General features: G+C 65.4%; 19 protein-coding genes. 12 read left to right on the top strand and 7 right to left on the bottom strand.

The window, feature by feature from the left end:
• Positions 1-2: 2 nt before the first annotated feature.
• From ACSFDB_RS19195 to ACSFDB_RS19185, 3 genes are all read left to right on the top strand, one after another.
• Positions 3-1,373, top strand: a complete 1,371-nt coding sequence (locus ACSFDB_RS19195) for a geranylgeranyl reductase family protein (protein WP_440772507.1) — start codon at positions 3-5, stop codon at positions 1,371-1,373.
• 110 nt (positions 1,374-1,483) lie between these two features.
• Positions 1,484-3,109: a tryptophan--tRNA ligase gene (locus tag ACSFDB_RS19190; protein ID WP_440772506.1), complete on the top strand. Its 1,626-nt coding sequence runs from the start codon at positions 1,484-1,486 to the stop codon at positions 3,107-3,109.
• Positions 3,110-3,255: 146 nt separating this feature from the next.
• The gene (locus tag ACSFDB_RS19185) at positions 3,256-4,716 is read left to right on the top strand and encodes a hypothetical protein (protein WP_440772505.1); all 1,461 of its coding nucleotides are present in this window, start codon (positions 3,256-3,258) and stop codon (positions 4,714-4,716) included.
• A 13-nt stretch (positions 4,717-4,729) separates the two neighbouring features.
• On the opposite strand, the gene ACSFDB_RS19180 is transcribed toward ACSFDB_RS19185, so the two are convergent.
• Positions 4,730-6,394: a sensor histidine kinase gene (locus tag ACSFDB_RS19180; protein WP_502260897.1), complete on the bottom strand. Its 1,665-nt coding sequence runs from the start codon at positions 6,392-6,394 to the stop codon at positions 4,730-4,732.
• Positions 6,395-6,519: 125 nt separating this feature from the next.
• Positions 6,520-7,461 carry a UbiA family prenyltransferase gene (locus ACSFDB_RS19175; RefSeq protein WP_440772504.1) on the bottom strand — a complete coding sequence of 314 codons (942 nt, stop codon included), beginning with the start codon at positions 7,459-7,461 and terminating at the stop codon, positions 6,520-6,522.
• Between the two features lie 529 nt (positions 7,462-7,990).
• Here ACSFDB_RS19175 and pheS point away from each other — a divergent pair.
• Both pheS and pheT read left to right on the top strand, forming a co-directional pair.
• Positions 7,991-9,517: a phenylalanine--tRNA ligase subunit alpha gene (gene pheS / locus ACSFDB_RS19170; protein WP_440772503.1), complete on the top strand. Its 1,527-nt coding sequence runs from the start codon at positions 7,991-7,993 to the stop codon at positions 9,515-9,517.
• A complete protein-coding gene (gene pheT, locus ACSFDB_RS19165) occupies positions 9,517-11,229 on the top strand; it encodes a phenylalanine--tRNA ligase subunit beta (protein WP_440772502.1) in 1,713 nt (570 codons plus the stop codon). Before pheS ends, pheT begins: the two co-directional genes overlap by 1 nt.
• 282 nt (positions 11,230-11,511) lie before the next feature.
• On the opposite strand, the gene ACSFDB_RS19160 is transcribed toward pheT, so the two are convergent.
• Positions 11,512-11,709: a SymE family type I addiction module toxin gene (locus ACSFDB_RS19160; protein ID WP_090312084.1), complete on the bottom strand. Its 198-nt coding sequence runs from the start codon at positions 11,707-11,709 to the stop codon at positions 11,512-11,514.
• A gap of 241 nt (positions 11,710-11,950) precedes the next feature.
• On the opposite strand from ACSFDB_RS19160, the gene ACSFDB_RS19155 reads away from it, so the two are divergent.
• From ACSFDB_RS19155 to ACSFDB_RS19145, 3 genes are all read left to right on the top strand, one after another.
• Positions 11,951-12,259, top strand: coding sequence for a non-histone chromosomal MC1 family protein (locus ACSFDB_RS19155; RefSeq protein ID WP_090312173.1), 309 nt, complete (start codon positions 11,951-11,953; stop codon positions 12,257-12,259).
• Positions 12,260-12,673: 414 nt separating this feature from the next.
• Positions 12,674-14,002, top strand: coding sequence for an MFS transporter (locus tag ACSFDB_RS19150; RefSeq protein WP_440772501.1), 1,329 nt, complete (start codon positions 12,674-12,676; stop codon positions 14,000-14,002).
• Between the two features lie 198 nt (positions 14,003-14,200).
• A complete protein-coding gene (locus tag ACSFDB_RS19145) occupies positions 14,201-15,724 on the top strand; it encodes an amidase family protein (protein ID WP_440772500.1) in 1,524 nt (507 codons plus the stop codon).
• A gap of 29 nt (positions 15,725-15,753) precedes the next feature.
• Here the strand turns inward: ACSFDB_RS19145 and ACSFDB_RS19140 are convergent, their stop codons facing one another.
• The 3 genes from ACSFDB_RS19140 to ACSFDB_RS19130 form a co-directional block, all read right to left on the bottom strand.
• Positions 15,754-16,428: a type 1 glutamine amidotransferase gene (locus tag ACSFDB_RS19140; RefSeq protein ID WP_440772499.1), complete on the bottom strand. Its 675-nt coding sequence runs from the start codon at positions 16,426-16,428 to the stop codon at positions 15,754-15,756.
• A 235-nt stretch (positions 16,429-16,663) separates the two neighbouring features.
• Positions 16,664-16,888 (bottom strand): hypothetical protein, encoded by a 225-nt coding sequence (locus ACSFDB_RS19135; protein WP_440772498.1) that lies wholly within the window; start codon positions 16,886-16,888, stop codon positions 16,664-16,666.
• A gap of 79 nt (positions 16,889-16,967) precedes the next feature.
• Positions 16,968-17,927 carry a DUF368 domain-containing protein gene (locus tag ACSFDB_RS19130; protein WP_440772497.1) on the bottom strand — a complete coding sequence of 320 codons (960 nt, stop codon included), beginning with the start codon at positions 17,925-17,927 and terminating at the stop codon, positions 16,968-16,970.
• A 309-nt stretch (positions 17,928-18,236) separates the two neighbouring features.
• Here ACSFDB_RS19130 and ACSFDB_RS19125 point away from each other — a divergent pair, with 309 nt between their 5' ends.
• The 4 genes from ACSFDB_RS19125 (at position 18,237) to ACSFDB_RS19110 (ending at position 23,644) form a co-directional block, all read left to right on the top strand.
• Positions 18,237-20,291, top strand: a complete 2,055-nt coding sequence (locus tag ACSFDB_RS19125) for a MutS-related protein (protein ID WP_440772496.1) — start codon at positions 18,237-18,239, stop codon at positions 20,289-20,291.
• Between the two features lie 90 nt (positions 20,292-20,381).
• Entirely contained in the window at positions 20,382-21,806 is a 1,425-nt protein-coding gene (locus ACSFDB_RS19120) for an amidohydrolase family protein (protein ID WP_440772495.1), read from the top strand.
• A gap of 98 nt (positions 21,807-21,904) precedes the next feature.
• Positions 21,905-22,072 carry a DUF1059 domain-containing protein gene (locus ACSFDB_RS19115; RefSeq protein WP_440772494.1) on the top strand — a complete coding sequence of 56 codons (168 nt, stop codon included), beginning with the start codon at positions 21,905-21,907 and terminating at the stop codon, positions 22,070-22,072.
• Positions 22,073-22,513: 441 nt separating this feature from the next.
• Positions 22,514-23,644, top strand: a complete 1,131-nt coding sequence (locus ACSFDB_RS19110) for an ORC1-type DNA replication protein (RefSeq protein ID WP_090312061.1) — start codon at positions 22,514-22,516, stop codon at positions 23,642-23,644.
• 13 nt (positions 23,645-23,657) lie between these two features.
• Here the strand turns inward: ACSFDB_RS19110 and ACSFDB_RS19105 are convergent, their stop codons facing one another.
• Entirely contained in the window at positions 23,658-25,685 is a 2,028-nt protein-coding gene (locus ACSFDB_RS19105; protein WP_440772493.1) for an SLC13 family permease, read from the bottom strand.
• Between the last annotated feature and the right edge of the window lie 168 nt (positions 25,686-25,853).

Raw genomic sequence — 25,853 nt, 5'->3', positions numbered from 1 at the left:
CCATGACCTCGTTCGAGTACGACGTCGCGATCGTCGGTGCTGGCACCGCCGGCTGTTACGCGGCATCGACGATTTCGAAGGCTGGATACGACGTCGTCATCGTGGAGCGAAAGGACGTCGAGGAGGCCGGACACATCGCCTGTGGTGATGCACTGAAGGGAGCTGACGAGTTCCCGAAGGCGATTCCGAAATCGGAGATCGCCGACGCGTTTACGAATACGGCCGTCGACCACGGCCGCTTCGAGATTCCACAGGAGGACGCCGTACTGGACATTCCGGTCCCGGGTGAGCTCGCGGTCATCGACCGCTGGGAGTTCGGTCGACAGCTCATCGACGCGGCCGAGCGCACGGGTGTCGACTTCCACTACGATACCGTCGTACAGGGCGTCACCCAGGATGACGACGGCCGCGTCACGGGCTTCGAGGCAAAGCGGGCGGGCGAACGCCGGTCCTACGAGGCGACCGTCACGCTGGACGGCGCCGGAGCGCTGTCGATCCTTCAGGACGCGATCGACTTCGACGGGACGACGTTCGATACGAACGTGCGGTACTCGCAGTTCTCCTCGGCCTACCGCGAGATCATCGAGGTGGACGAACCGGTCGAGTGGAACGACGCGCTCGTGGTCAAACCGACGAAACGCTCCGCGGGGTATCTGTGGTACTTCCCGCGGACGCCGACGGAGATCAACGTCGGTCTCGGCTTCCAGATGAACGAGGAGCCGATGCACCTGGTCAGCGACCTCCGGGAGGACATCAGCCAGCGGCCGGAGCTGCAGGGAGCGACGGTGAAAGACAAGCTCGGGGCGGCGCTTCCGACGCGTCGACCGTACGACTCGGCGACGGCCCCCGGCTACATGGCCATCGGAGACGCGGCCGCACACGTCAACCCGATCAGTGGCGGCGGGATCGGTGGCGCGGCCTACGCCGGCCAGTACGCCGGCGAACAGGCGATACGGGCGCTCGAGGAGGAGGATGCGAGCGAGGAGATCCTCTGGCGGTACAACGAGCGCGTGATGGACCACTACGGCGGCCGGTACGCCGCTCTCGACGTCTACAACGTCTTCGCGACGGCGTACGACCTCGACGACCTGCTCTCGTTGCTGGCGGCGCTGCCCGGCGAACAGCTTTCCGAGGCGCTGTACTCGGGCTCGTCGGACGTCGGCCTCGGGCTGAAGCTGAAGGTGCTGTACGAGACGGTCGGCCACTGGGGGACGCTGAAGAATCTCTACGAGACGAAGGGGCTCGCCGACCGCCTGCTCGCCCACTACGAGACCTACCCGAAATCCCCCGACAGCTTCGACGCGTGGCAGGCCGAACGGAACTCGATCATGGACGACATCTACGCGGCGACGGGCGCGGAAACGAAGTACTAGCGCTGCCGAATACTCGTTCCGCAGCGCTATCGGTCGCTGTCGCCTCTCGTGACGGTCCAGCGCCGCGAAGCCGAAGGCTTTTGCGCGGTGGCGCGCGAAACAAACCAGTAATGACCGGAGACGACCCACTCGAGGAGTCCGAGTCAGGGGAACCGCTGACCGAAGGAGGTGAGGATGCCGCAGAACCGCAGTCGGCGCTTCGAGCCGACGGCGGCGCTGCCGGTGCCGACGACGTCGCGCTGGACCCCTGGGGCTCCTCTTCCGTCTCCGACTACCGGAAACTCTTCGACGAGTTCGGCATCGAAGAGTTCGACGAAGTGCTGGACGAAGTGCCCCACCCGCACTACCTGATGCGCCGCGGCGTGATCTTCGGCCACCGGGATTATCGCCCGGTCGCACGAGCCTTGCAGAACGACGAGCCCGCGGCCGTCCTCTCGGGCTTTATGCCGACCGGCGACCCCCACATCGGCCACAAGCTCGTCTTCGACGAGATCATCTGGCACCAGCAACAGGGGGCCGACGCCTACGCCCTGATCGCCGACCTCGAGGCCAACTCGGCCCGCGGGATGAGCTGGGCGGAGATCGACGAGCACGCCCGCAGCTACCTGCTCTCCCTGCTCGCGCTCGGCTTCGATCCCGAGGACGGAACGCTCTACCGCCAGTCGACGAACCGCGAGGTGCAGGACCTCGCGTTCGAGCTCGGCGCCGAGGCCAACTTCTCGGAGTTCCAGGCGATCTACGGCTTCGACGGCGAGACCGACGTCTCCCACATGCAGAGCGTGGTCACCCAGATGGCCGACATCCTCTACCCGCAACTCGAGGAGCCAAAGCCCACGGTCATCCCCGTCGGGCCGGATCAGGACCCACACGTCCGGCTGGCCCGGGATCTGGCCGAACGAATGCGATTCTTCAAGGTGAGCGAGGCGTACGCGAGCTTCGAACTCGAGCCCGCGGAGCGCGACCTCGTCGCTGGGTTCTACGACCGACTCGATCCTGCGGACTTCGACGACGACGACCTTCGCTGCGTCCACGTCGCCGAGGCGCTCGAGGAGACGCCGCTGTCGGATATCGACGCGGACGCCGACACGCTGAGTTCGGTGCTGACGAAACTGAACGAAGCAGGAATGGAGCCGGTCCGCCCGCGCACCCGCTTCTTCGATCGGCGGGCGACCGACGATGCCTTCGACGCGCTCATCGACGCCGTCGAGGGCGAAAAACGGGTCTACGAGAGCCACGTCGACGCCTTCGAGATCGACCGCGCCGCGGCCGAAGAGCTCGCCCGGCAGGTCGAAGTCGACAACGGCGGCTACGGCTTCCAGCCGCCGTCGTCGATCTACCACCGGTTCATGACCGGGCTGACGGGCGGGAAAATGTCCTCCTCTGTGCCGGCGAGTCATATCTCGCTGCTCGACGACCCCGAGGACGGCTACGACAAGGTGAAGTCGGCGACCACCGGCGGCCGCGAGACGGCCGAGGAGCAGCGCGAGAAGGGCGGAAAGGCCGACGAGTGTCCGGTCTACGAGCTGTACGCCTACCTGCTCGCCGGCGACGACGACGAGTTCGCCAAGCGCGTCTACGACGAGTGTGTCGGCGGCGAACGCCTCTGTGGCGACTGCAAGGAGCAGGCCGCCCAACTCATGAAGGAGTTCCTCGCGGACCACCAGGAGAAACGCGCAGAGGTCGAGGAACTGCTCGAGGACGCCGACATCGAACTCGAGTCGCCCCGGCGGCGGTAACGACGACGGAGCGGAAACCGTTCCGGACGGCAGCAGCGACGATTCAACGGGGAAACGGCGTCGGCGGCGGGCGATCGCGTTCGTTCGTTTTTTGTCACTGAACCCGAGGAGAAAGCATATCAGTAGTCACGATGTAGCCCGGGTCGATGGAGACCGGCCGAGCCGGCGCCCCGAATCGAGACGTCGTGCGCTGTGCCGATATTCTCGGCTCCTTCGGCGTCACGCCCGCCGACGTGCGCGCCCAGCGCCGGGAGTATCACACCACAGTCCCGCCCGGCCGTGCGGGTGGCGACGCCTCCCTCGAGGCGATCATCGCGGACGTGCTCGCCGACGAACGCGACCGAACGGCGACGGTTCGACAGCTGATCTGTCACGGCGACCGCGGCGTTACGTGTTCGGCGCGCTACGCCCAGCGAGCGCTGGGGCGCGAACTCGAGGCCGTCTTCGCGTCGATCGGCTGGTCGCTCGAGTGGACGCGGACGGGACCGGCCGAAACCGGACGCGATAGACTGGAACTGACCGCCACGGATCCGAAAGGGCGCACCCGCGAGGCGACGGTTACCTACCCGCAGACGCCGCTCGCGGACGATAACCTGCCCGCCGTCTTGCACGCGGTCGACGAACGACTGCTCGCCGGCACCGGCGCGACGGTCGTCCTGCTGTCGGCCGGCGCCGACCGCTGGCGGGCCGCAGTTGTCGAAACGGAGGAGCTAGAGCGTCTTCGAGAACGGTACGGCCAACAAATTTCGGCGTTCGATCGGCCGCTGTTGCCCGAACACGGCCTCGAGGCGTACGTTCCCGCGGACGACGATCTCGAAGCAGATGATGGCAGCGAAGACAGCGGTATCGACGGTCCGAACGGTGCTTTCGAGTCGGGTCCGTGGCCGGCGTGGGCGCTCGAGCGAGCGAAACGGCGACCGTCGCTCCTCGACGGCGAGAGCGACGCTGCTACCCCGGAGACGGACGGCACCCAGTCCTCGGTCGCGTCGCTCATCGAGGAAGCCGAACCGGATGGGAGCGAGACCGCAGCGAACGAGGGGGACGCGAGGGCCTCGGCACCGTCGACGCCGTCCCCGTCGCCCGAAACCGACAGCTTCGAGATCCGAGGGGGTTCACCGACGGTTTCGAGGGTGAGCGACGGCGACTCGAGCTCCGGTCCGTCGCCGCAGGACGTCGCCGACGCGATGCTCGAGGACCAGCGAGAGCGAACGGCCGAGCGACGCGACGGACGCGACAGACGCGAGCGAGCCGACGAAGACGATGAGTCGTCGGACGACGGATTCGGCACGCTCTCGGGCTCCTCGAAGACCGCTCGAGTCGGCAACGACTCCTTCGGGACCGACGACGAGTTCGCGACGGAGCACGACCGCTACAGCGCGCTGGGGGTCGCCCTCGGCGCCGGCGGCGCCGTCAGCGTCGAGGGGCTGCTCGAGGACGACGAGTTCCTCCCCGAACTGCCCGCGATAGAACCCGAGGAGACCCGCATCGAGTTCGCGGAGTCGTTCGATCCCGACGCGGTGACGACGGCGAAAGCGGCCGGCGAGCAAGCGGGATTCGAGTGGGTCGATTCGGGCTCGCTCGAGACGACGCGGCTCCCGAACGGGTAGTCTCTCGTTGCACTCAGGGCGCGACTCCGTTCGACTCGTCGCTCGATTCGCCGGACGGGCACAACAGTGGGACCTCGATAGTGACGACCGACCCGGTCGGCTCGTTCGTCCCGAAGGTCACCGAGCCGCCCGCGATTTCGACGCCCCACTTGGCCAACCAGAGGCCGAGGCCGCTCCCGTGGTCGAGCGGCGTCTCGGTCCCGCGTTCGACCGACGATCGCTCGTAGGCGTCGATTCCGGGACCGTTATCCACGATACGGATCCGCACCCGGTCGTCGTCCGCCTCGACCTCGATGCGAACGAACGGGTCCGAGCCGGTGTTGTGTTCGATGCCGTTTTCGACGAGGTTCGCGAACACGGGCTCGAGAACGTTGGCGACGTAGATCCCGTCCAGATTCGACTCCCGTTCGATGCGAGCGTTCGGGTACTCGGTACGGATGGCCGTGCTCACATCGCAGAGGAGCACCTCGAGTGAGACCGGCTCGATCGATTCGCGTCCCTGTTCGAAGACGTCGATGATTTCGCGGGCTTTGGTCGCCAGCGATTCGATACGTCTCGCACTCGCCGTGATTTCGTCGGCGACGTCCTGATTCGCACCGTCTGCGAGCAGTTCTGCGTAGCTGCTGATGACGTTCGTCTCCGTTCGGATGTTGTGTCTGAAGACGCGGTTCAGGACCTCGTGGCGCTGTTGCTGTCGCACGTGCTCGCTGATATCGTGAAACGTGATGACGTGGCCGATCGTTCGATCGTGGACGTCGGTGATACGCGTCGCCGTCACGTCGTACAGTCGCTCGTCGTCTCTGCTTCGAAAAGGGTGTTGTACCGAGACCGATCCGTCCGACGAGACGAGCGAGTCGTCGAGAACGGTCTCTCGAAGCGGACTCCCCAGCACAGCACTGGGAACCGTTCCCAGAATCGCCGCACCGGTTTCGTTGATGTCGACGACGTAGTCGTGTCCGTCGACGACGATGGCACCGTCCGGCATCCGCTCGAAGAGCAGTCGGCGTGCACGCGGGTTCGGCGACGGACTCGTCCCGAAGAGCTGAAACCGCGTGAGTGCGCCGAGGCAGGCGACCCCGGAGATCGAAAACGCGACCGGCGTGGGGTCGAGACCCGGGATCGGAATCGCGCCCACGAGAAAGAGGAGGTTACTCGCCCACGGCGCCACGATGCTGACCAGAAGTGCAGCGCTTTGCCCTCTGAACGGCAGCGAATCGTTCCGAATCAGCTCCAAGAGTGGAACAGCTCCGAGCAGTCCGAGCAGGTAGGTGTAGGCGGCGATCACCCAGAACCAGGGACCGGGAGTCCGGCTGAGCAACAGCATATCGCCCTCGTACACCAGTCTCGAGTCGGTGTAGAGCAGGCTACTATCGGTCAGTGCGAAGATTACGGTGAGGACCGGAACGATCGAGATGAGCGCGACGTAGCGTGGCTGGACGTACCGATCTCGGCCGGTGTACTCCAGAGAGAAGAGCAGCCAGCCGACCGGAATGGCGACGACGCCGATCCACCTGAGATTCGCCCAGAAGACTTTCCCGCCGAGCGTCGATGCCTCCAGATCGAAAACGAGGAGCGCCGACCAGATGCACTGTCCGGTGAGCATCACGACGAGTGGAACGGCGCCCGGCTCGGGTCGTTCTCGCCAGGCGAGGAGTGCCGCCGCTGTGCCGATCGCCACGGTTGCAAGTAATATTCCCGACAAAAGTGTAAGAGAGAACACCGATGCAGGAGAGAGGCTCCGTTAGCTATTAAACGTGCGGAAAAATCGTGCCATCAAAAGATGTTTGCAGCCCGTCAGTTGAGTCAGATCAGGAGTACGACGAACGCAAGGACGACGAAGACGACGAGGTACTCGCACTCGGCAGCCTTCGCCAGCAGTCGCTCGTTCTCGTACCGGCCGACCAACGACGTGATGCCCAGGGAGTAGGCGATTCCGGCGAGCAGCGGAACTGCCAGCACGGATGGGATGTACCCGGCGTAGACTGCGAACGCGACGAGTCCGGCCGTACAGCAATCGATCCCGGCGAGGATCCTGCGCGTCCGGTCGACGCCGAAGACGACCGGAATCGTCAGGACGCCGATCGCCCGGTCGCCTTCGACGTCACGGACGTTCGGAATCTCCGTGTTCGTAAACACCCGGAGAAAGAAGTACGCGAAGACGAACAGCGCCGACATCGTGACGGCGCCGCCGGCGAACGCGAGCGGAAGGAACGTCAGCGTCACGGCCCACGCGAGTGCGACCACGATCGTGTTGACGAGGAAGACGTCTTTCAACCGACGGACGCGCATGCCAGTGTCCGGGATCCAGTCCGTGGCGTAACACACCCAGAACACCCCCGGAAGCAGCGTTATCGCGAGCGCGGCTGGTCCACCGAGAACGGAGAGCGCGACGGCGAGTCCGTACGCGATCGATGCCAGCACGTAGAGGGCGTCCCGGTACCGCCTGACGAACCCCGCCTGGTCGGGATTCGACACCGCGTCGGTGTCGACGTCCGCGAGGCGGTCGTTGGTGTAGACGGCGAAGACGACCAGTCCGACGACGACCGCCGCCGGGGTCAGTGACAGCGAGAGGAGAACCGAGACGATGACCACCTCGGTCATCGCAATCAACGCCAGATACGTCGAACTGTACACCAGTGCGTTCCAGAACCGGCCGATACTCGATGGAAGCCGAGCGAGCAGCGAACTGCGTCGCGCTACTGTCGTGTGACTCTCGTCTGAGAGCGTGTGATTTTTTCGTGCCATAGTTGCGGTAGTATTCGAGAGCGGCCGTCCGGTGGCGGCTCTGTACTGAATGTGTCGTCTATGCTAACAGATATGCGTATGGATTGCACAATGGTTACATTAACAGCTGAGAGTGGACGATTGAACTGCCAACCCCGACTCCAGATAGGATGTGTAAAATGACAAGAAAGTATGTTTCAGTGAATTAGCCGAATGAATTTTGTTCGGGTGTGAGTCGTCGACGGACGGTTATCGGTTCGGTCCGCGGTACGAGAACCACAGTGAGCGCAAAGTTTTTCGCCCGCCGTCGAGAGACGGAACGTATGGCACCCGAATCCCACGTTCGTGCCGGTATCGGTGACCGACCGTTGCGTTGCAATCAGGGATTCGGCTTCTTCTTTACCCGGTGACTCCGGGCCGGTGGAGCCGCGAGCGCACACACCGTGTCCTCGCCGCGAAACCGACCGTTCGACGCGCCCCGTCGGCGGAACGAACCGCAGGCAGTATCGGAACCGCTAACTGACCGACACGCAGCCATACGAACAAGCGAATGCAACTTCCAGCACAACAGGTCGCGGTCGTAGAGGCCGCGAGCGCAGACGAGGCGGAGTCCGTCGACGCCCTCGCTGCGGCGACCGACCTCCCTCCCGAGACCGTCACCGGCGCGGTGTTCGAACTCGAGGAGGCGGGGCTGGTCGCCGTCGCGGAGCGGGTCGACGAAACGATCACCCTCACCGACGAGGGCGTCGAATATGCGGACGAACGACTGCCCGAGGTTCGGCTCTACGAGGCCGCGCTCGAGGCCGGCGGCGACACCGATCCCGTTCAGATGGGGCGGGTCATCGGCGCCTCCGGACTCGAGGGACCGCAGGTCGACATCGCGCTCTCGAACTACGCCCGCAAGGGGTACGGCGTCATCGACAGCGGCGAGATCACGGCCGACCCGGACGCTGACCCGAGCGCGGACGCGGAAGCGAACGCACTCGAGACGCTCTCGGGAGCCGACGACGCACCCGTCGAAGGCGTCGACGTCGACGAGGACACCCTCGAGGGACTCGAGCGGCGCGGCCTCCTCGAGCGCACCGAGTCGACCGTCCGCGAGGTGACGCTGACCGAGCGCGCCGTCACCGAACTGATGGCCGGCCTGGAGACCGCCGAGACGGTCGGTCAGGTCACGCCGGAACTCCTGACCAGCGGGGAATGGGAGGACGTCGAGTTCGCCGAGTACAACGTCGAGGCCGACGCCGAGACGTTCGAGGGCGGAAACGTCCACGTCCTCCGGCAGATGTCCGAGCGCGTCAAAGACGTCCTCGTCGGCATGGGCTTCCAGGAGATGGACGGCCCGCACGCCGACGCGGACTTCTGGATCAACGACTGTCTGTTCATGCCGCAGGATCATCCCGCGCGCACGCACTGGGATCGATTCGCCTTGGAGCAGCCGACGCACATCGACGAGCTTCCGGAAGACCTCGTCGAACGCGTCGAGCGCGCCCACAGAGAGGGTATCGGCGAGGATAGCGAGGGCTATCACTCGCCGTGGGACGAGGACTTCGCCCGCGCGCTCGCGCTGCGCGGCCACACGACGTCACTGACGACTCGGTATCTCTCCGGAACCGAAATCGGCGAGATCGAGCCGCCAGCGCGCTACTTCAGCGTCGAGAAAGCCTATCGAAACGACACGCTCGACGCCACCCACCTGCTGGAGTTCTACCAGATCGAGGGCTGGGTGATGGCCGAGGACCTCTCGGTTCGGGACCTCATGGGTACCTTCGAGGAGTTCTACGCCCAGTTCGGGATCGAGGACATCCAGTTCAAACCCCACTACAATCCCTACACCGAACCCAGCTTCGAGCTGTTCGGCACCCACCCCACGACGGGCGAACTGATCGAGATCGGGAACTCCGGCATCTTCCGCGAGGAGATGCTGGAACCCCTCGGGGTAGAGTGCGACGTGATGGCCTGGGGGCTCGCACTCGAGCGACTCGCGATGCTAACCACCGGCGCGGAGGACATCCGCGACCTCCACGGCACGCTCGCCGACCTCGAGTTCCTGCGGAACGCGGAGGTGACCTACTGATGCCCACTGTCGATATCGACCCCGACGAACTGCGCGAGCTGACCGGCCACGACGAAAAGGGAGACGGCGAACTGAAAGACGATCTGTTCGGCCTCGGCCTCGAGTTCGAGGGACTGACGGAGGACGGCGAGTTCGAACTCGAGTTCGCGCCCGACCGTCTCGACCGCCTCTCGGTCGAGGGCGTCGCGCGCTCGATGCGCTACCAGTACGGCGACGCTCGCGGCGTCCACGTCCCGTCGCCGAACTCCGCGGAGTGGACCATCGAGGTCGACGAGTCGGTTCCGGACGAGCGACCCTACGTCACGGGCGCGGTGATTCGCGACGTGAACCTCGACGAGGACGCCCTCGACTCGCTCATCCAGTTACAGGAGAAGCTCCACGCGACGATGGGGCGCAAGCGTGCGAAGGGTGCGATCGGAATTCACGACCTGACGATGCTGAAAGGCGGTTCCGCGACGGAAGGGGCTTCGACCATCCAGTACGTCGGCGTCGAACCCGACGGCGATCGGTTCGTCCCCCTCGACTCCGATGAGGAGATGACCCCGTCCGAGGTCCTCGAGAACCACCAGACCGGCCAAACGTACGCCGACCTCGTCAGCGGCTACGATCGCTACCCCGCGATCTACGACGACATCGGGCTGTTCTCGTTCCCGCCGGTGATCAACGGTCGCCGGACCGAGGTCTCGACGGACTCTCGAGACCTGTTCGTCGAGATGACCGGTACCGACCAGTGGACGATCGACAAGATGCTGAACATCGTCTGCTACGCGCTTTCGGCGCGCGGCGCGACGATCGAGGACGTGACGGTCGAGTATCCAGATCACGAACTCGTCCGGCCGGATCTCTCGATGAAGACGAAGACGGTCGCCCACAGTCGGATCGAGACCATCCTCGGGATCGACCTCGATCCGGAGGAAGTGATCGATCTGGCAGAGCGGTCGGGTCTCGAGGCCGTCAAAGAAGAGAGCGAAGCCGGCGACCTCGTCTACGAGGTCACCATCCCGCCCTACCGCGTCGACGTGCTCCACCCGCTGGACGTCATCGACGACCTCGGACGGGCCTACGGCTTCAACGACCTCGAACCGACCTACCCCGACGTGGGGACCGTCGGCGGCCGTCACGAGCGCTCGCGTCTCGAGCGCGCCGTGCGCACCCAACTCGTCGGCCTCGGCTTCGAGGACCTGTTGAACTTCCACATGAGCAACGAGGAAGAGAACTACGAACGCCTCGAGATCGAACCGGGGTCGGACGCGTACGGCGCGGGCGAGCCCGCGACGATCAAGGAGCCCTACAGCGAGGACTACACCATCCTTCGGACGTGGCTGTTGCCCTCGCTCATGATGGTCCTCGAGCGAAACACCCACCGCTCGTACCCACAACACCTCTCGGAGATCGGCTTCCGCGCGGCGCTCGACGACAGCGAGAACACCGGCGTCGGCGAGAGCCGTCACGTCGGAGCCGTCCTCGCGAACCACGACGCGGGCTACGAGGACGCCAAGGCGCGGCTACAAGCGCTCGCGCGTAACTTCGACGTCGACCTCGAGACCCCACCGACGGAGCACCCCGCCTTCATTTCGGGTCGAACAGCCTCGGTCGTGATCGACGGCAAGGACGTCGGGATCGTCGGCGAGGTTCATCCGAAGGCGCTGATCGAGTACGATCTCGAGGTGCCCGTGGCGGCCTTCGAGTTCGATCTTGAGGCGCTGCGGTAGTCGGCTGTCGGGTTTTCGTCTCAAATTCGGAGGCGATCCACGGCGGTAGTCCGACGTGTTGTACCGCGAGCGAACGAAGTGAGCGAGCGAAGCGAGGCGGCAGTGCCGCCTCGAAACCGCGAACGGCGAAGCCGTGAGCGGGCCGACGACTGATGTGGAGTGACGCGAAGCGTCACGGAACGGAAGGAGGAGTGCTTTTGATCGAGCTTTTACCGAAGGACATTGCGCTGTGTGGCAGCTACGCTGCCGCCAGCGCAACAGACTGCAGAGTAAAAGGTCGTTTTAGAATTCGTGTTCGACGTCCTCTTCGTCCGCTTTTTGGATGATGATCTTCCCGTCACGAACTCGAACGAAGACTTCATCACCGATATCCATGCCCGCGACCTCGAGTTCGTCCTCGTGGAGATTGAGGTGGACGTTGTGATAGTTGCCGTCTTCGTCTTTCGCGCCGCTTGGACTCAGCTTCTTTTTCCGTACCATCGCGGGATTCTATGACGAACTTCGCCGTAGGATATACTTAAGTGTTTTCGACGCCTCGACGAGTGACCGTGTCACGCATGGGACCGGCGAATTCGGTCCGCCGCCGCTGTTGTGACGACAGCTGCAGATATTGCGGGAAAATGGCGTAGGCCATACACTTAAAGATACCGGCGCAGTCGGTCGGTTTTCGGGGATATCTTTATGTCGGATCGTGTGCTGAAGTAGCATGGAGTCGAAAACCATGGTACGTGAAGACGGTAAACGAAACTTTGCACTGCGCGAGTCGGGCGGCGACGAGTCGAGCGTCTTCTCGGGGAACACTCCCCGTCAGGCGGCCCTCAAGGCGGCCCGACGACTCGAGCCCGGCTCGAGTGAAGACGACGCGGAACGCGTAGAGCTGAGACTACGAGAGAAAGGGACGAGCAAAGTACACATCTACGAAGGCTGGGCGTGGGAGGAGACGGCCCCCGACGACAAGCCCGACTGGATGCCCAACGAGATCACGGAAGCGAACGTCTCGAAGGAAGGGATCGAACACCTCGAGGAGTGACGTGCCGACGATCGTGTTTTCTCGTTCGCCACCCCTCGAGTTCCGAATGTCTAATTTTCTGAGTACGTAGAAAAAATTCGGTTGTTTCTCCCGGCAATAGCGACATCTGTCACGTCCTTAAGGGTCAGCAGAAGGGTCTAATGTAATGCCCACTGCGTATTATTGTTAGGTCCGACTAAGAAATACGCTTATATGGATTCGAGCATCCAGAGTCGTTCGTAATATGAGGTCAATCGGTCACAAAATCAAGGAGAGAAAAGACGTTTGCGGACCTCCTTTGGAGAGTGTCTGTACGGGTAAACGATCCGGAGACGGCCAGCGGGCCGTCATCCAAACGCGAGAGACGGCGACCACCGGCGCGCCCGGTCGGTCGATCGGTCGCCCAAGTGACGAAACAGAACGCGAGGGAGACGTATGATCGACCGCAAGTGGATCAACCTGCTGCTCGCGACGGCGATGTTCAACCTCGGGTTCGTGATCTGGTTCTCGTTCGCCCCGTTCACGGGCGAGATCGCGGACGAGTACGGACTCTCAGTGGCCCAACTGGGGCTCGTCTCGAGTGCGGCCGTCATCGCCGTCCCGCTCGGCCGGATCATCATCGGTCCGCTCACGGACAAGTTCGGCGCGCCGGTCACTGCCGGCTTCACGCTGGTAATTGTCGGGATTTTCTCGATCATCAGCGCGTTCGCACCGAACTACGAGATCTTCACCATCTCGCGCGTGATCGCCTCGCTGGCGGGGATCACCTTCGTCATCGGCATTCAGCACGTCGCCCAGTGGTTCGAAGAGGAGAATCTCGGTCTCGCGGAGGGGATCTTCGCCGGGGTCGGGAACGCCGGCGCGGGCCTCGGCGCGTACTTCACGCTCCCGCGGATCTTCGGTGACGGCTACTCCGACGCGCTGTTCGCGTCGAACTGGCGCGCCGCGTTCTTCTACACCGGCGTCATCGCCATCGTGCTCGGGATTATCTACTTCGTGGTCGGTGACGCCGCGAAGACCGAGGAGCGACGCCAGGCAGCCAAACAGGGCGTCAGCCTCCAGCAGTGGATCTACATCGCCACCCGCCACGGCGCGGTCGTACTCTCGGCGGCGTACATCATGACCTTCGGTCTCGAGGTCGCGATGAACGGCTGGCTGGGCACCTACTACCGCGAAGGGTTCGGACAGGGCGACCTCGTCATCGCGGCGACGTTCGCGGCGACGTTCTCGATCGCAGCCGGATTGCTCCGGCCACTCGGTGGCTACATCAGCGACGTGATGGCCCGCAACGAGAAAGACATCCTCCCCTGGTTCGAGGGACGCTACCGCGAGCAGTGGACGTTCGCGACGATGGCCTTCGTCGTTCTCGCGCTGTTCGGGATGACCGCTGCCGGACTGACCGGTAACATCTACATCGCCGTGGCCGCGGGCTTCCTCGTCGGCGTGGGCTGTGCGTTCTCCGAGGGAGCGATCTTCGCGCAGGTGCCCGCGATGTTCCCGGACAACTCGGGCTCCGTCGCCGGCATCGTCGGCGGTATCGGAACCGTCGGCGGCTCGGTCTACCCGCTGCTGTTCGCCGCGCCGTTCCTCCCGAACCTGCACATGGGGTACGCCGTCGTCGCGCTCACCATGATCCCGATTCTGGCGCTGACCGCCTGGGTGTTCCAGCCGGAAATCGCCGAGAACGCGACCGAAGACGGCTGGTTCGTCTCCGAGAACCCGGCCGCGACCTCGAGCGCCGCGAACGCAACGAGCGACGACTGATACTGTCTGCTATGCGTCAGTTCCGGTGGGCCCGTGACCCGTCCGACGGTCCCACCGGCAAATCGGTACAGCAAACCGTATGAGACAGGTGGCCACCACCTCAGGTTCGATCCGGCGGCGCTGATCGATTTTCACGAGCGTTCGACAGTCTCCGAGCGGAGGATTACGCCCTTTGTCGCTCGCGGTGTCGGCCACAGTATGCCGATTCGACCGCCGACGAAAGACGACCTCCGCGCGCTCGGTGACTCGCTGTTTTTCGATCTCACCGACGAGGAACTCGAGTTCTTCGCCGAGATGGCCGAGCAACGGGCCGAGGCCTACGAGACGGTCCGCTCGTACGACCCCGTCTCGCGTCTCGGCGGAAGCGAACGCCGCGAGCGCAGCGCCGGCGTTCGCGTCCCCGACGAAGACAATCCACACAACGCGTGGGTGAGCCGCTGTTACGTGGCCGGCGACGACGGCGGCGAACTGGACGGGATGGAGATCGCTGTCAAGGACAACGTCTGCGTCGCCGGCGTCGAGCTGACCTGCGGCTCGCAGGTCGTCGAGGGCTACGTCCCAGACGTCGACGCGACCATCGTTACCCGGCTACTGGAGGCCGGCGCGGACATCACCGGCAAGGCGAACATGGACGACTTCGCCATGACGACGACGGGCCACAGCGCCTTCGGGACGATCACGAACCCCCACGACGACGACCGCCTCGCGGGGGGCTCGAGCGGCGGGAGCGCCGTCGTCGTCGCGACGGGCGAGGCTGACGCCGCGATCGGTTCAGACCAGGGCGGGAGCGTCCGAATTCCGGCCGCACTCTGTGGTGTGGTAGGCCACAAGCCGACCTACGGACTGGTTCCCTACACGGGCTGTATCGGTCTCGCACACGCCATCGACCATCCCGGACCGATGGCGAGGGACGTCGAGACGGCCGCACGAATCCTCTCGGTGATCGCTGGGAGCAACGAACGCGACCTGCGAGACGCGAGCCCCGTCCCGGTCGAACCCTACCACGAAAACCTCGACGGTGACGCGTCCGAGCTCTCGATCGGGCTGCTCCAGGAGGGGTTCGACCATCCCGACGCGGACGAGGGCGTCCTCGAGCGCGTCCACGGCGGCCTCGAGACACTCGAGGAGCAAGGGGCGAGCCTCGAGGACGTCTCCGAACCGATGCACCGCGACGCGGAGGACATCCACACCGTCTGTACGGCGGAGGGCCTGCTCGACGCGATGATCGGGGAGGGGCTCGGCCACGGCTGGAAGGCCTGGTACAACACCTCCTGGATCGAGTTCTTCGGCTCGGCGCGGCGGGTACAGGCCGACGACTTCCCGGCCCCGCTCAAACTCTCCCTCCTCGTCGGTGCCTACACGAACGACGCCTACCACTCGCGGTACTACGCCGACGGGATGAACCTCGTCGTCGAACTCACCGAGCGCTACGACGCGCTGTTGGCGGAGCACGACCTGCTGGCGATGCCGACGACGCTGCGGACCGCGCCCGAACACGAGCCCGAGTTGGATCAGTACGATCGGCTGCAAACGGAGAAAGTCCCCGCCAACACGACCGCGTTCAACCGGACCGGCCACCCCGCGGTCAGCGTTCCAGTCGGCGAGGTCGACGGGCTCCCCGTGGGGCTGATGCTCGTCGGCTCGCGGTTCGACGACGCGACGGTTCTCGACGCGGCGGAGACGCTCGAGTCGGCGCTCGCGGGCGGAGAATCGGACTCGTAGCGACGCTCGAGTCGACGCTTGACGCGTGATTACTCGTCTGAGTCGCTCGAGTCCGCGACCATCGACGCGAAGTTTTCGATGACACGAGTCGCGTTCACGTCCTCGAAGCCGTGGTCGTCCTCCGTCCAGTCGAAATCGGCCGCGAGTCGCTCGCGCAGGTCGGCGGTGAACTCGGGGTGGAACTGGACGGTCCACAGTGGGGCCGTTCGGTGGCGCGTTGCGAACGCGTGGTAGTAGTCGGCCGAGGCGATGACTTCCATCTCGTCACCGACCTCGGTGACGACGTCACCGTGCGTGACGGGGACGACGGAAGAGACGCCGTCGAAGAGCGGGTCGTCGGCGAGGTCGGCGTCGACGGGCCGCGCGGTCGTCCCGACGTGTTCGACGGTGCCGCCGAGCGCCGCGTTGGCGACCTGGTGGCCGAAACAGACCCCGAGCGTCGGGATCTCGCGGTCGATCAGTTCGCGGACGAGGCGCTGCTGGTCGGCGATCCAGGGCCGCTCGTCGACCTCGTAGACGCCCGCCGTGCTCCCCGTGAGGACGACGCCGTCCGCGCGCTCGAGGTCCGGACGCTCGCCGGCGGGGTAATCGATCTCTCGGGTGCCGGGGGCGGCGCTCGAGACGAATCCTGCGAGCGCGTCGCAGTGGTACTCGGCGTCGGGGTCGACCTCGCTTCGAACGACGACGATCGTCGGCGATTCCATTGGTGGACGTTGGGTCGAGCCGAAAATAGCAGTGTCGGTCGATCAGCGAGCGTCGACGATCGATCCGAGACGCGAAACGGAACCTGCGCCGCTCGGTTCGAGGCCGTTGCGTTCACGACTGGTGAGCCGATTTCTCGTGTGGACGACGGTTCAAATCGATTTCGCCGAACGGGAGTCCGGCGCAGTCGCCGACCTGCAATCGACCGATCGAACCGGAGGTAAACGATCTGGACGGCTACGCCGGACTCGAGTTCGACGAGCGCCCGCCGCGAAGCAGTTTGAGGAGACCCTGTGCGGCCAAGCCGACGAGCATCCACTTCCAGGCGAGGACGGCGACGCCGAGCAACAAGAGCGCGCGGGTTCGCCGGCCCTCGCTGAACGCCTTCTTCGCCTCGAAGAGCACCGAGAAGACCGTCAGCGACCGCGTCGCCGTCGAGCCGAGGAGTTTCTTGAGTATCATACGTGTCCTTGGGAAGCCGACTGGATAACGAACCCCCCGGAGCGCGCAAGCGTGTCGATCGGTGGGTTCAGCCGCCCGATCACTCCGGATCGAAGCCGCCGACGAGGTACTCGAGGGCGAACAGCGCGATCGCGCCGAAGAGCGCCCACGCGGCCGTCAGCGCGATCGTCTCCGTGGTCCAGGCGTGTGTCTCGCCGATGTTGTGCAACGGAGCCGGCACCGAGCCGGCGATGAGACTCACCAGGAAGACGAGCGTCAGTTCGCGCTGACGGGCCAGTGCAGCGCGGACGACGCGAGCGATCGTCACGAGGCCGACGAGGCCGCCGGCGACGAACAGTGCGACGGTCGTTCCCGGACCGACGGCGGCCCCGATCGACCCCCCGGTGACGAGCTCACCGAGCGCGCGGACGAACGCGCTCAGTTCCGAGGAGAGGAAGACGTACTGCCCGAGCAGGATCAGGATCAGCGAGCCGGAGATTCCCGGCAGGATCATCGCGCTAATCGCGATCGCGCCGGCGACGAAGATCACGGCGCGGCCGCCGCCGGGCAACTGGACGATGTCGGCGGCGACCAGCAACGCGAGCGTCGCGCCCGCGATCGCAACGCCGACGTGTTTCGACGACGACCACTCGAGGCTCCGACCGAGGGCGATCGCCGAGGCAGCGATCAAACCGGTGAAAAAGCCGAAGAGGGCGACCGGATGGGACGCCGCGAGCGACGAGACGGTCCCAGCGATGAGCACGACCGAAGTGACCATCCCGATACCCAGCGGGATCAGAAACTGGAGATCCATCTCGACGAGGGCCTCCAACGCTCGAGGTCGCCGGTCGGACCGGTATCCCCTGAGGACGGCGGCGGCTCGACGAGGCGTGAGTGCGGTGACGGCGGCGATCAGTCGCCCGTAGAACCCGAGCAGGAGCGCGACGGTGCCGCCGGAGACACCGGGGAGTGCGTCCGCTGCACCCATACAGAGCCCGTAGCCGTAGATCCGGAGCAGTTCGAGGCGGTCGAGGGAGAGATCGGTTCGGTCGTATTCCATAGATTCACTCGTGGCGTCCCGGACTCGCGTTCCGCGCCGACCCCGCTGGCCGCCACCGATCCGAGCCTGTTCGACCGGGTCGCCGGTTCGTCTGCGTACGTAGTCGGTCGCCACCCGGCCGTATAAAAGTGCAACGACACCATCAGCCGCTGTGATGGCCACGAGAAATCGTTTCAGTTGTTCCTCTCGGTAGCGACTCCCATAGACGACGTCGAGTGCCAGGTGTCGTGCGTCACGCGACCATGTCGAGTCTCGACCACCGGGCGGGAACTTTTTCTCGCTCCGGTTTGATACGCTCGTCACGAAGCTATGGACCTCGAGTCGATCCCGGGCGTAGGCGAAAAGACGGCTCGGGCGCTCGACGCGCTCGAGGAACCCGAGCGCGCGCTGCGAAGCGGCGACGTCGCGACGATCGCGACCGCGCCGGGGATCACCCAGGGGCGGGCCGCGCGCATCGCGCGCGGCGCGATCCGGCAGGAACACGACGATCCCGGCGGCTTCCTCGCGACCGATCGGGCGCGCGAGGTCTACCGGAACGTCCTCGCGTTGCTCCAGGCGCGAACCGTCACCGACTACGCCGCCCAGCGACTCGAGACGATCTACCCCAGTCCGCGGCGATCCCGTATCGAAGAGGTGCAGGCGTTCGCGAGCGACGCCGTCGAGCGCGACTACGATGATGACGTGCTCGAGGCCCTCGACGGCGTGGAACCGCTCCGACAGCCCGGCGACGTCCGGGTCAGGGAGCGCTGTCTTGCGACGACAGACGCCGAACGCTACTCAGAGGCGCGGGAGGCGATCCCGGAGCTCTCCGTGGAGGTCGTCGAGGACGCACAGGGGCTGGCCGAACTCGCGCGGGGCTACTCGACGGTGTTCGCGCTCGACGAATCGTTCGCCGGCGTCACCGTCGAGGGCGACGTGCAGGTTCGGCCGGACGCGCTCGAGAACCCCGCGGAGGTCGTCCCCGAGCGACCGTTGGCCTTCTTCGCGCGCAATCGAGACCGACTGCAGGCCGCCGTCGAGGTCCACCAGGCGGCCGGCCTCGAGCCGGCCTGTGACCTCGAAGCCCTCGAGGACGGCTTAGCGCGACTGGACGAGGACGGCACCGTCGCGGGCGACGACGAACTCGATCGGTTGACGACGGCGGTCGACGACCTCGACGCGGCGGCAAGCGCAGCCGAGAACGTGGCCAACGACCACCTCAGACAGGCGATTCGCGAACAGGACGTCACGATCGAGGGGGCCGATCTGCTCTCGCTGGTCGAACGCGGCGCCGGCGTCGACTCCCTGCTCTCGCGGGAGTTGGCGGACGAGTACGCCGCGGCCGTCGAGGCGGCTCGGGACCACCTCGTCGACGCGATCGATCTCGATCAGGGCGAGGCCGAGATCGCCCGCCGGGCGTTCAGCGACGAACCGACGTTCCCCGTCGAGCGCGACGAGGCCGTCGTCTCCCGGCTGCGCGAGGAGCTGACGGCGGCGAAGGAGCGACGCGCCGGTCGGCTCAAGCGCGACCTCGCGGCCGATCTCGCCGACCAGCGCGAGGATGCCCGACAGCTGGTTCGGGACGCCCTCGAGCTCGACGTCGAGCTGGCGATCGCCCGGTTTTCTCGCGAGTTCGAGTGTACGATGCCCGAGTTCGTTGCCGAGGACACTTCCCACAGCGATGCCGACGACGCGGTCGGCTTCGCCATCGAGGGCGGTCGCTCGCCGCTGCTCGACGAACCGCTCGAGGCAATCGATCCCGTCGACTACGAGGTGTCGGGCGTAGCATTGCTCTCCGGCGTCAACAGCGGCGGGAAGACGTCGACGCTGGATCTGGTCGCAAGCGTCGTCGTGCTGGCCCACATGGGCCTGCCCGTTCCCGCCGAACGAGTGCGGCTGCGACGGTTCGACGACCTGCACTATCACGCGAAGACCCAGGGGACGCTCGACGCGGGCGCGTTCGAGTCCACCGTCCGGGAGTTCGCCGACCTCGCACAGGGCGGCGAGGGCTCGCTCGTGCTGGTCGACGAACTCGAGAGCATCACCGAACCCGGCGCGTCCGCGAAGATCATCGCCGGCATTCTCGAGGCGCTCTCCGACAACGGCGCGACCGCCGTCTTCGTCTCCCACCTGGCGGGCGAGATCCGCGAGATGGCCGACTTCGCGGTGACGATCGACGGCATCGAGGCCGTCGGGCTGGTGGACGGCGAACTCGAAGTGAACCGATCCCCGGTCAAAGACCACCTCGCGCGGTCGACGCCGGAGCTGATCGTCGAGAAGTTGGCGAACGAAGCCGGCGAACCGGTGGCGGCAAACGGCGGAGAGCCGCCGACCGGCGAGGCCGAACCCGTCTTCTACGATCGGCTGCTCGAGAAGTTCGACTGAGTCGGCAGAGTCGGCAGCGGGCGTCTCTGACGTCGGTCGACGATTGCCGACTCGAGACTGCTTTTGGGAGCAGCGCTCGTGGGCCGAGCTATGGACCTCGCGATCACGAACACGCTCGCGTTCACGATGGCGGACGATCGACTCGGCGTACTCGGGGACGCGACGATCGCCGTCGACGGCGGCGAGATCGCGTTCGTCGGCCCCTCGAGCGAGTTCGACGGCGCTGCCGACCGAACGATCGACGGCTCGGGCAAAGTGACGATGCCCGGACTGGTGAACTGCCACGCACACACCGACCTCACCCTCCTCCGCGGGGGCGCACAGGACGTCCCCGAGATCGAGTGGATGAACCGCTCGCTCGGGCCGCTTGCGGACGCGATGACCGCCGATGACCGGGTCGCCGGCGCCCGGTTGGGGGTCCTCGAGGCGCTTCGTTCGGGGGTGACAACCGTCGGCGAGTACGCGACGAACGTCGGCGGACTCGTGGAGAACGTCTACGAGCCGATGGGCGTCCGCGTCGTCGCCGCCGAGACGATCAACGCGGTCGGCGACGACGCGAGCGATCTCGGCCCCGACGAACCGTATCCGCTCGAGGAGGAACGGGGACAGAGCGCGCTCGAGCGAACCGAGGCGCTGTTCGACCGCTACGCGGACCACGAGCGCGTCTCGTGTCTGTACGGCCCGCAAGCGCTGGATATGGTTCCGTCGGCGCTCCTCGAGGAGATCCGCGACCGGGCCGCGAAACGGGACCGCGGAATCCACATGCACGTCGCACAGGGCGAGCGCGAACGCCGCCAGATCGAGGCACGCTACGGCGCGGGCGAGACGACCGTCGGGGTGCTCGAGGAGCTCGGACTCGTCTCCGAGCGGCTGTTGGCGGCCCACCTGCACGGCGCGACGGCCGACGAACGCGAGCGACTCGCCGCGGCGGGGGTCAGGATGGTCGCGAACCCGAGTTCGATCGCGGCCATCGACGGCGTCACGCCGCCGATCGTCGAGTACCGGGAACACGACGGGATCGCCGGGATCGGCACCGATCAGGCACCGGGACCGGGCGGTCACGACTTCCTGCGGGAGCTTCGGACGACGGCGCTGCTCGCGAAGACCGAACGCGGGGATCCGACGGCGTTTCCGGCCTGGGTGGCGCTTCGCGTCGCGACGATCGAGGGGGCCCGCGCGCTCGGTATCGACGATCGAGTCGGCTCGCTCGAGGCGGGCAAACGAGCCGATCTCGTCGTCTGCGATCTCGATCACCCCTCGACGGCACCGACCGTCTCGCGGCCCCTGCACACCGCGGTGCCGAACCTCGTCTACGGCGCGAACGCCGGCGTCGTCGAGTCGGTGATCGTAGAGGGTGACCTCGTCCTCGACGGCGGCGACGTCGTCACGGCCGACGAGGATGCGATTCTCGAGGCCGCGAACGACCGCGCGACGGCCGTCTTCGATCGAGCGGCGGACGCGTGGCGACGCGCCGACTCGAGGCTCGTCGAACGCGTCGGGACGGGCTGGCTCTGAGAGGAGCAAGCACTCGCCGTTGCGGACCGCAAATCGCTCCAGGCGATCTGTACTATGCAAGTGCAATGCCTACCACCGTCCACGGCCGATGCTATGCTATGCCCTATCAATTCGACTGTTCGGAGGGAAGCTGCCAGTTTCTGATCCGTTCGAGCAGCCGCGACGAGGTTGAACGATTGGTCCGAGCGCACGTACGGATGACCCACGGCGGCCGGATCGATTCGGCGGATCTCGAGCGCGGCATGGAACGGATCGAACTGGCCTGAGCCGGGTCGGGCCGTGAGGACTCCGATATCGTCAGTCGAAATCGAGGAGGACGAGCGGACCGACGGTGACCGGCTGGAACCAGCGGGAACGGCAGGCTATGAAGTTCGAGTCGATACAGCCCCGAGAGGGGCTGTCTCGGTCACATAATTGCGGGATAACGGTTTGGAGAGTGTGGATCGTTCCTCGGAGAGGGACGAAACGTGAACATTACCCCGCTATGAGTGCCATTGTACCGATGATTGTTAAGCATTTTCGCTAGGTCTAGGGAACACCTGTTATTTACCGGTTTGTTTGTAGACAATCGTCCCCCGGATCAGTGGCTACTATCGCCGCCGCGAACGAGTAATCCGACAGTACGCCTCGTGCGTCCAGCACCTCCTCACGCGGCGCGTTCGGTTCGCTGCGAAGAACTAAGTAGCTACGAGAGCGTGGTGAAAGTGATGGTGGATGACCCCGACGGGGGGATGTTGTCGTGGGACGAGTCCGTGTTCAAGAACGAACACGTCTTCGAAATCGACTACGTTCCCGAGACGTTCAAGCACCGCGAGGGCCAGACCCAGAGCCTGACGTACGCGTTGCGTCCGGCAGTTCGAGGGTCGCGGCCGCTGAACGTCGTGGTCCGCGGACCGCCTGGAACTGGCAAGACCACGTCCATTCAGAAACTGTTCGACGAGGTCGGCGCCCAGACCAGCGACGTCCGGACGATTCGCGTCAACTGTCAGGTCAACGCGACGCGCTACTCGGTGTTCTCGAGGCTGTTCGAGGGGACGTTCGACTACGAACCGCCCTCTTCGGGTATCTCCTTCAAGAAGCTGTTCGGCCAGATTGCCGAGAAACTCGTCGAGGAGGACAAGGTGCTCGTCGTCGCCTTGGACGACGTCAACTACCTCTTCTACGAGAACGAGGCCTCGGACACCCTGTACTCGCTGCTCCGCGCTCACGAAGAGTATCCGGGCGCGAAAATCGGCGTCGTCGTCGTCTCCTCCGATCCCGCACTGGACGTCATCGACGAACTCGACTCGCGAGTCCAGAGCGTCTTCCGGCCCGAAGACGTCTACTTCCAGGTGTACGACCAGCCGGAGATCGTCGACATCCTCTCCGAACGCGTAACACGCGGCTTCCACGACGGCGTCATCTCCCGAGAAACGTTAGAGCACGTCGCCGATCTCACCGCCGACAGCGGCGATCTCAGAGTCGGCATCGACCTGCTCCGACGGGCCGGGCTGAACGCCGAGATGCGCGCCAGTCGCACCGTCGAGATGGAGGACGTCGAAGACGCCTACGAGAAATCGAAGTACATCAACCTCTCCCGGAGCCTCTCCGGATTGACGGACACCGAACAGGCCTTGCTCGAGGTGATCGCCCACAACGACGGCGATCAGGCCGGCGACGTCTACGAGGCGTTCCGCGACCGGACCGATCTCGGCTACACGCGCTACTCGGAGATCGTCAACAAACTCGATCAGTTAGGGCTGATCGACGCCGACTACGCGGACGTCGACGGCCGCGGGCGTTCGCGGTCGCTCTCGCTGTCCTACGAGAAAGAGGCGGTGCTGGATCGCCTCGAGTGAGCCGACACTGTTCCTAAACGCCCCAGATGAGAACGATACCGATCGTCGTCACGACCGCCAGCAGGAGCTGTAGCGGTCCGCCGACTTTGAGGAAGTCGGTGAATTTGTACCCGCCCGGGCCGTAGACCATCAGATTCGTCTGATAGCCGACCGGCGTCATGAACGAAGTCGCGGAGGCGAACATCACCACCAGGAGAAACGAGAACGGCGCCGCGCCGAGGCTCCCGGCCGCGTCGACCGCCACGGGGAGCATCAACACGACCGTCGCGACGGGAGTGATGACGTTCGCGAGGAGTCCCGTCACGATGGAAAACAGTAACAGGACCGCGACGAGCGGGAGGAATGCGGCGGTCGAAACCAGCGCGGTAGCGATGATCTGGGAGCCGCCGGTCGCCTCGAGGGCGGCGCCGAGGGGAATCACCCCCGCGAGCAGGAACACGATGTTCCACGAGACGGCGTCGTACGCATCGGTGGTCGACAGACAGCCGGTGACGATCATGAGGAAGACGCCGGCGAACGCCGCGATAGCGATGGAAACGAGACCGAGCGCGGCGGTGGCGACCACGCCGGCCATGATTCCGAGCGCGATGGGCGTCTTCGGCGACAACGGCGCGACGTCGTCGGCTCCCTCCTCGAGCAGGCGGTCGACAACGTCCTCGTCGACGACGACGAGATCGCCGGTCTCGGTCGTGTGTTCGATCGTTTCGGGAACCGTCTGAACCAGAAGGAGGTCGCCGGCCCGAAGCCGGACCTCGCCGAGATCGGTCCGGAGCAACTCGCCCTCGCGACGGATCGCCAGCACGGTCGTCCGATAGACCTCGCGGAGACGCGTCTCGGAGAGCGTCTTCCCGACGAACGACGACTCCGGCGGAACGATCGCTTTGGCGAGCACCCCCTCATCCTCGGACTCGTCGAACGTCTCCTCAGTGACCGGCTTTCGGGGGAGTTGGTGGACGCCCTGGTTCCCGGCGAAACGGTTGATCGCCTGCAACGTGCCGTGGACCGCGAGCACGTCGCCCTCCCGGATTCGGCGGTCCGTTTCGATCGCGACGAACGTCTCGTCGCTCCGGTGAGGTCGCTCAACGGGGGCGTCGGTTTCGGCTCGCAGTTCGACGCTCCCGTCATGAGCGCGCTGCTGGTCGCGGGCCGTTTCACCGAGGGGCGCGGTGTCGTCTTTCGGCGCTGCGCCGTCATCATCGTACTCGAGCACGCGCTCGTTCTTCTCGGGTCGCACGTCGTGGCCCCCGTTCCGACGGACCTGCAGGATGCGAACGTCCGCTTCGGTTCGCTCCTCGAGTTCGTCGACCGTGAGTCCGACCGGTTCCGAATCCGCACCGACGCGGACGTGAGCGAGGTGGTCCTCGAGGTCGAACTCCTCGACGAGGTCCGCGTCGACCGGGATCCGTGCGGGCGTCAGCCACCGGCCGACGGTCATGAGGTAGCCGAGACCGACGGCCAGAATTACGACGCCGAGGAGGGTGAATTCGAACATGCCGATGGGGCCCCGTCCGAGCAGGTCGACGGCGAACTCGCTGGCGAGCAGGTTCGTCGACGTGCCGACGAGCGTCAGGGTGCCGCCGAGGATCGCCGCGTACGAGAGCGGTAACAGCAGCTTCGACGGAGAGACGCCGGTCTTCTCGGCGAGATCCGAGATCATCGGGATGAAGATCGCGACCACCGGCGTGTTGTTGATGAACCCCGCGATCGGCCCCGTCGTCGCGACCGTCGCCGCCAGCGCGCGCGTTTCGTCTCCCTTCGTGAACGCCGCGAGCGAGAGCCCGAGGCGCTGGACGAGGCCCGTCCGTTGGATGCCCGCGCTGAGCATGTACATCGCGACGATCGTGACCGTCGCCGTGTTGGCAAAGCCCGAGATCGCCTCCCGGTGACCGACGCCGGTCAACGGCTCGAGGACGGCCAGCGCGACGATGATCCCGATCGCCGTCACGTCGTTCGGGATGAGTTCCGAGACGAACAGTACGAGCGCGACGGCGATGAGTCCGAACACCACCAGCGCACCTGCGGGAACGTCCGCACCGATCATTGTACGCGCTCCGGAGGACGGCTATCAGTCATTCGTGGTGTATGTCTGCCGTCGGTAAATCTATGTTTCGGGTGCGTATTCTCGGCTGCGCCGATCGAACATGTGTGGGTCGAAGCGTCGTCGAGCGACTCGAGGAGCTCGCATTCGACCGACTCGGCTCACAGCACT

It is taken from the genome of Natronorubrum amylolyticum, assembly GCF_052040145.1.
In the GTDB taxonomy this organism is placed as follows: Archaea; Halobacteriota; Halobacteria; order Halobacteriales; family Natrialbaceae; genus Natronorubrum.
The sequence above is the reverse complement of the archived record's forward strand: the minus strand, read 5'-3'. Positions and strand labels throughout refer to the sequence as shown.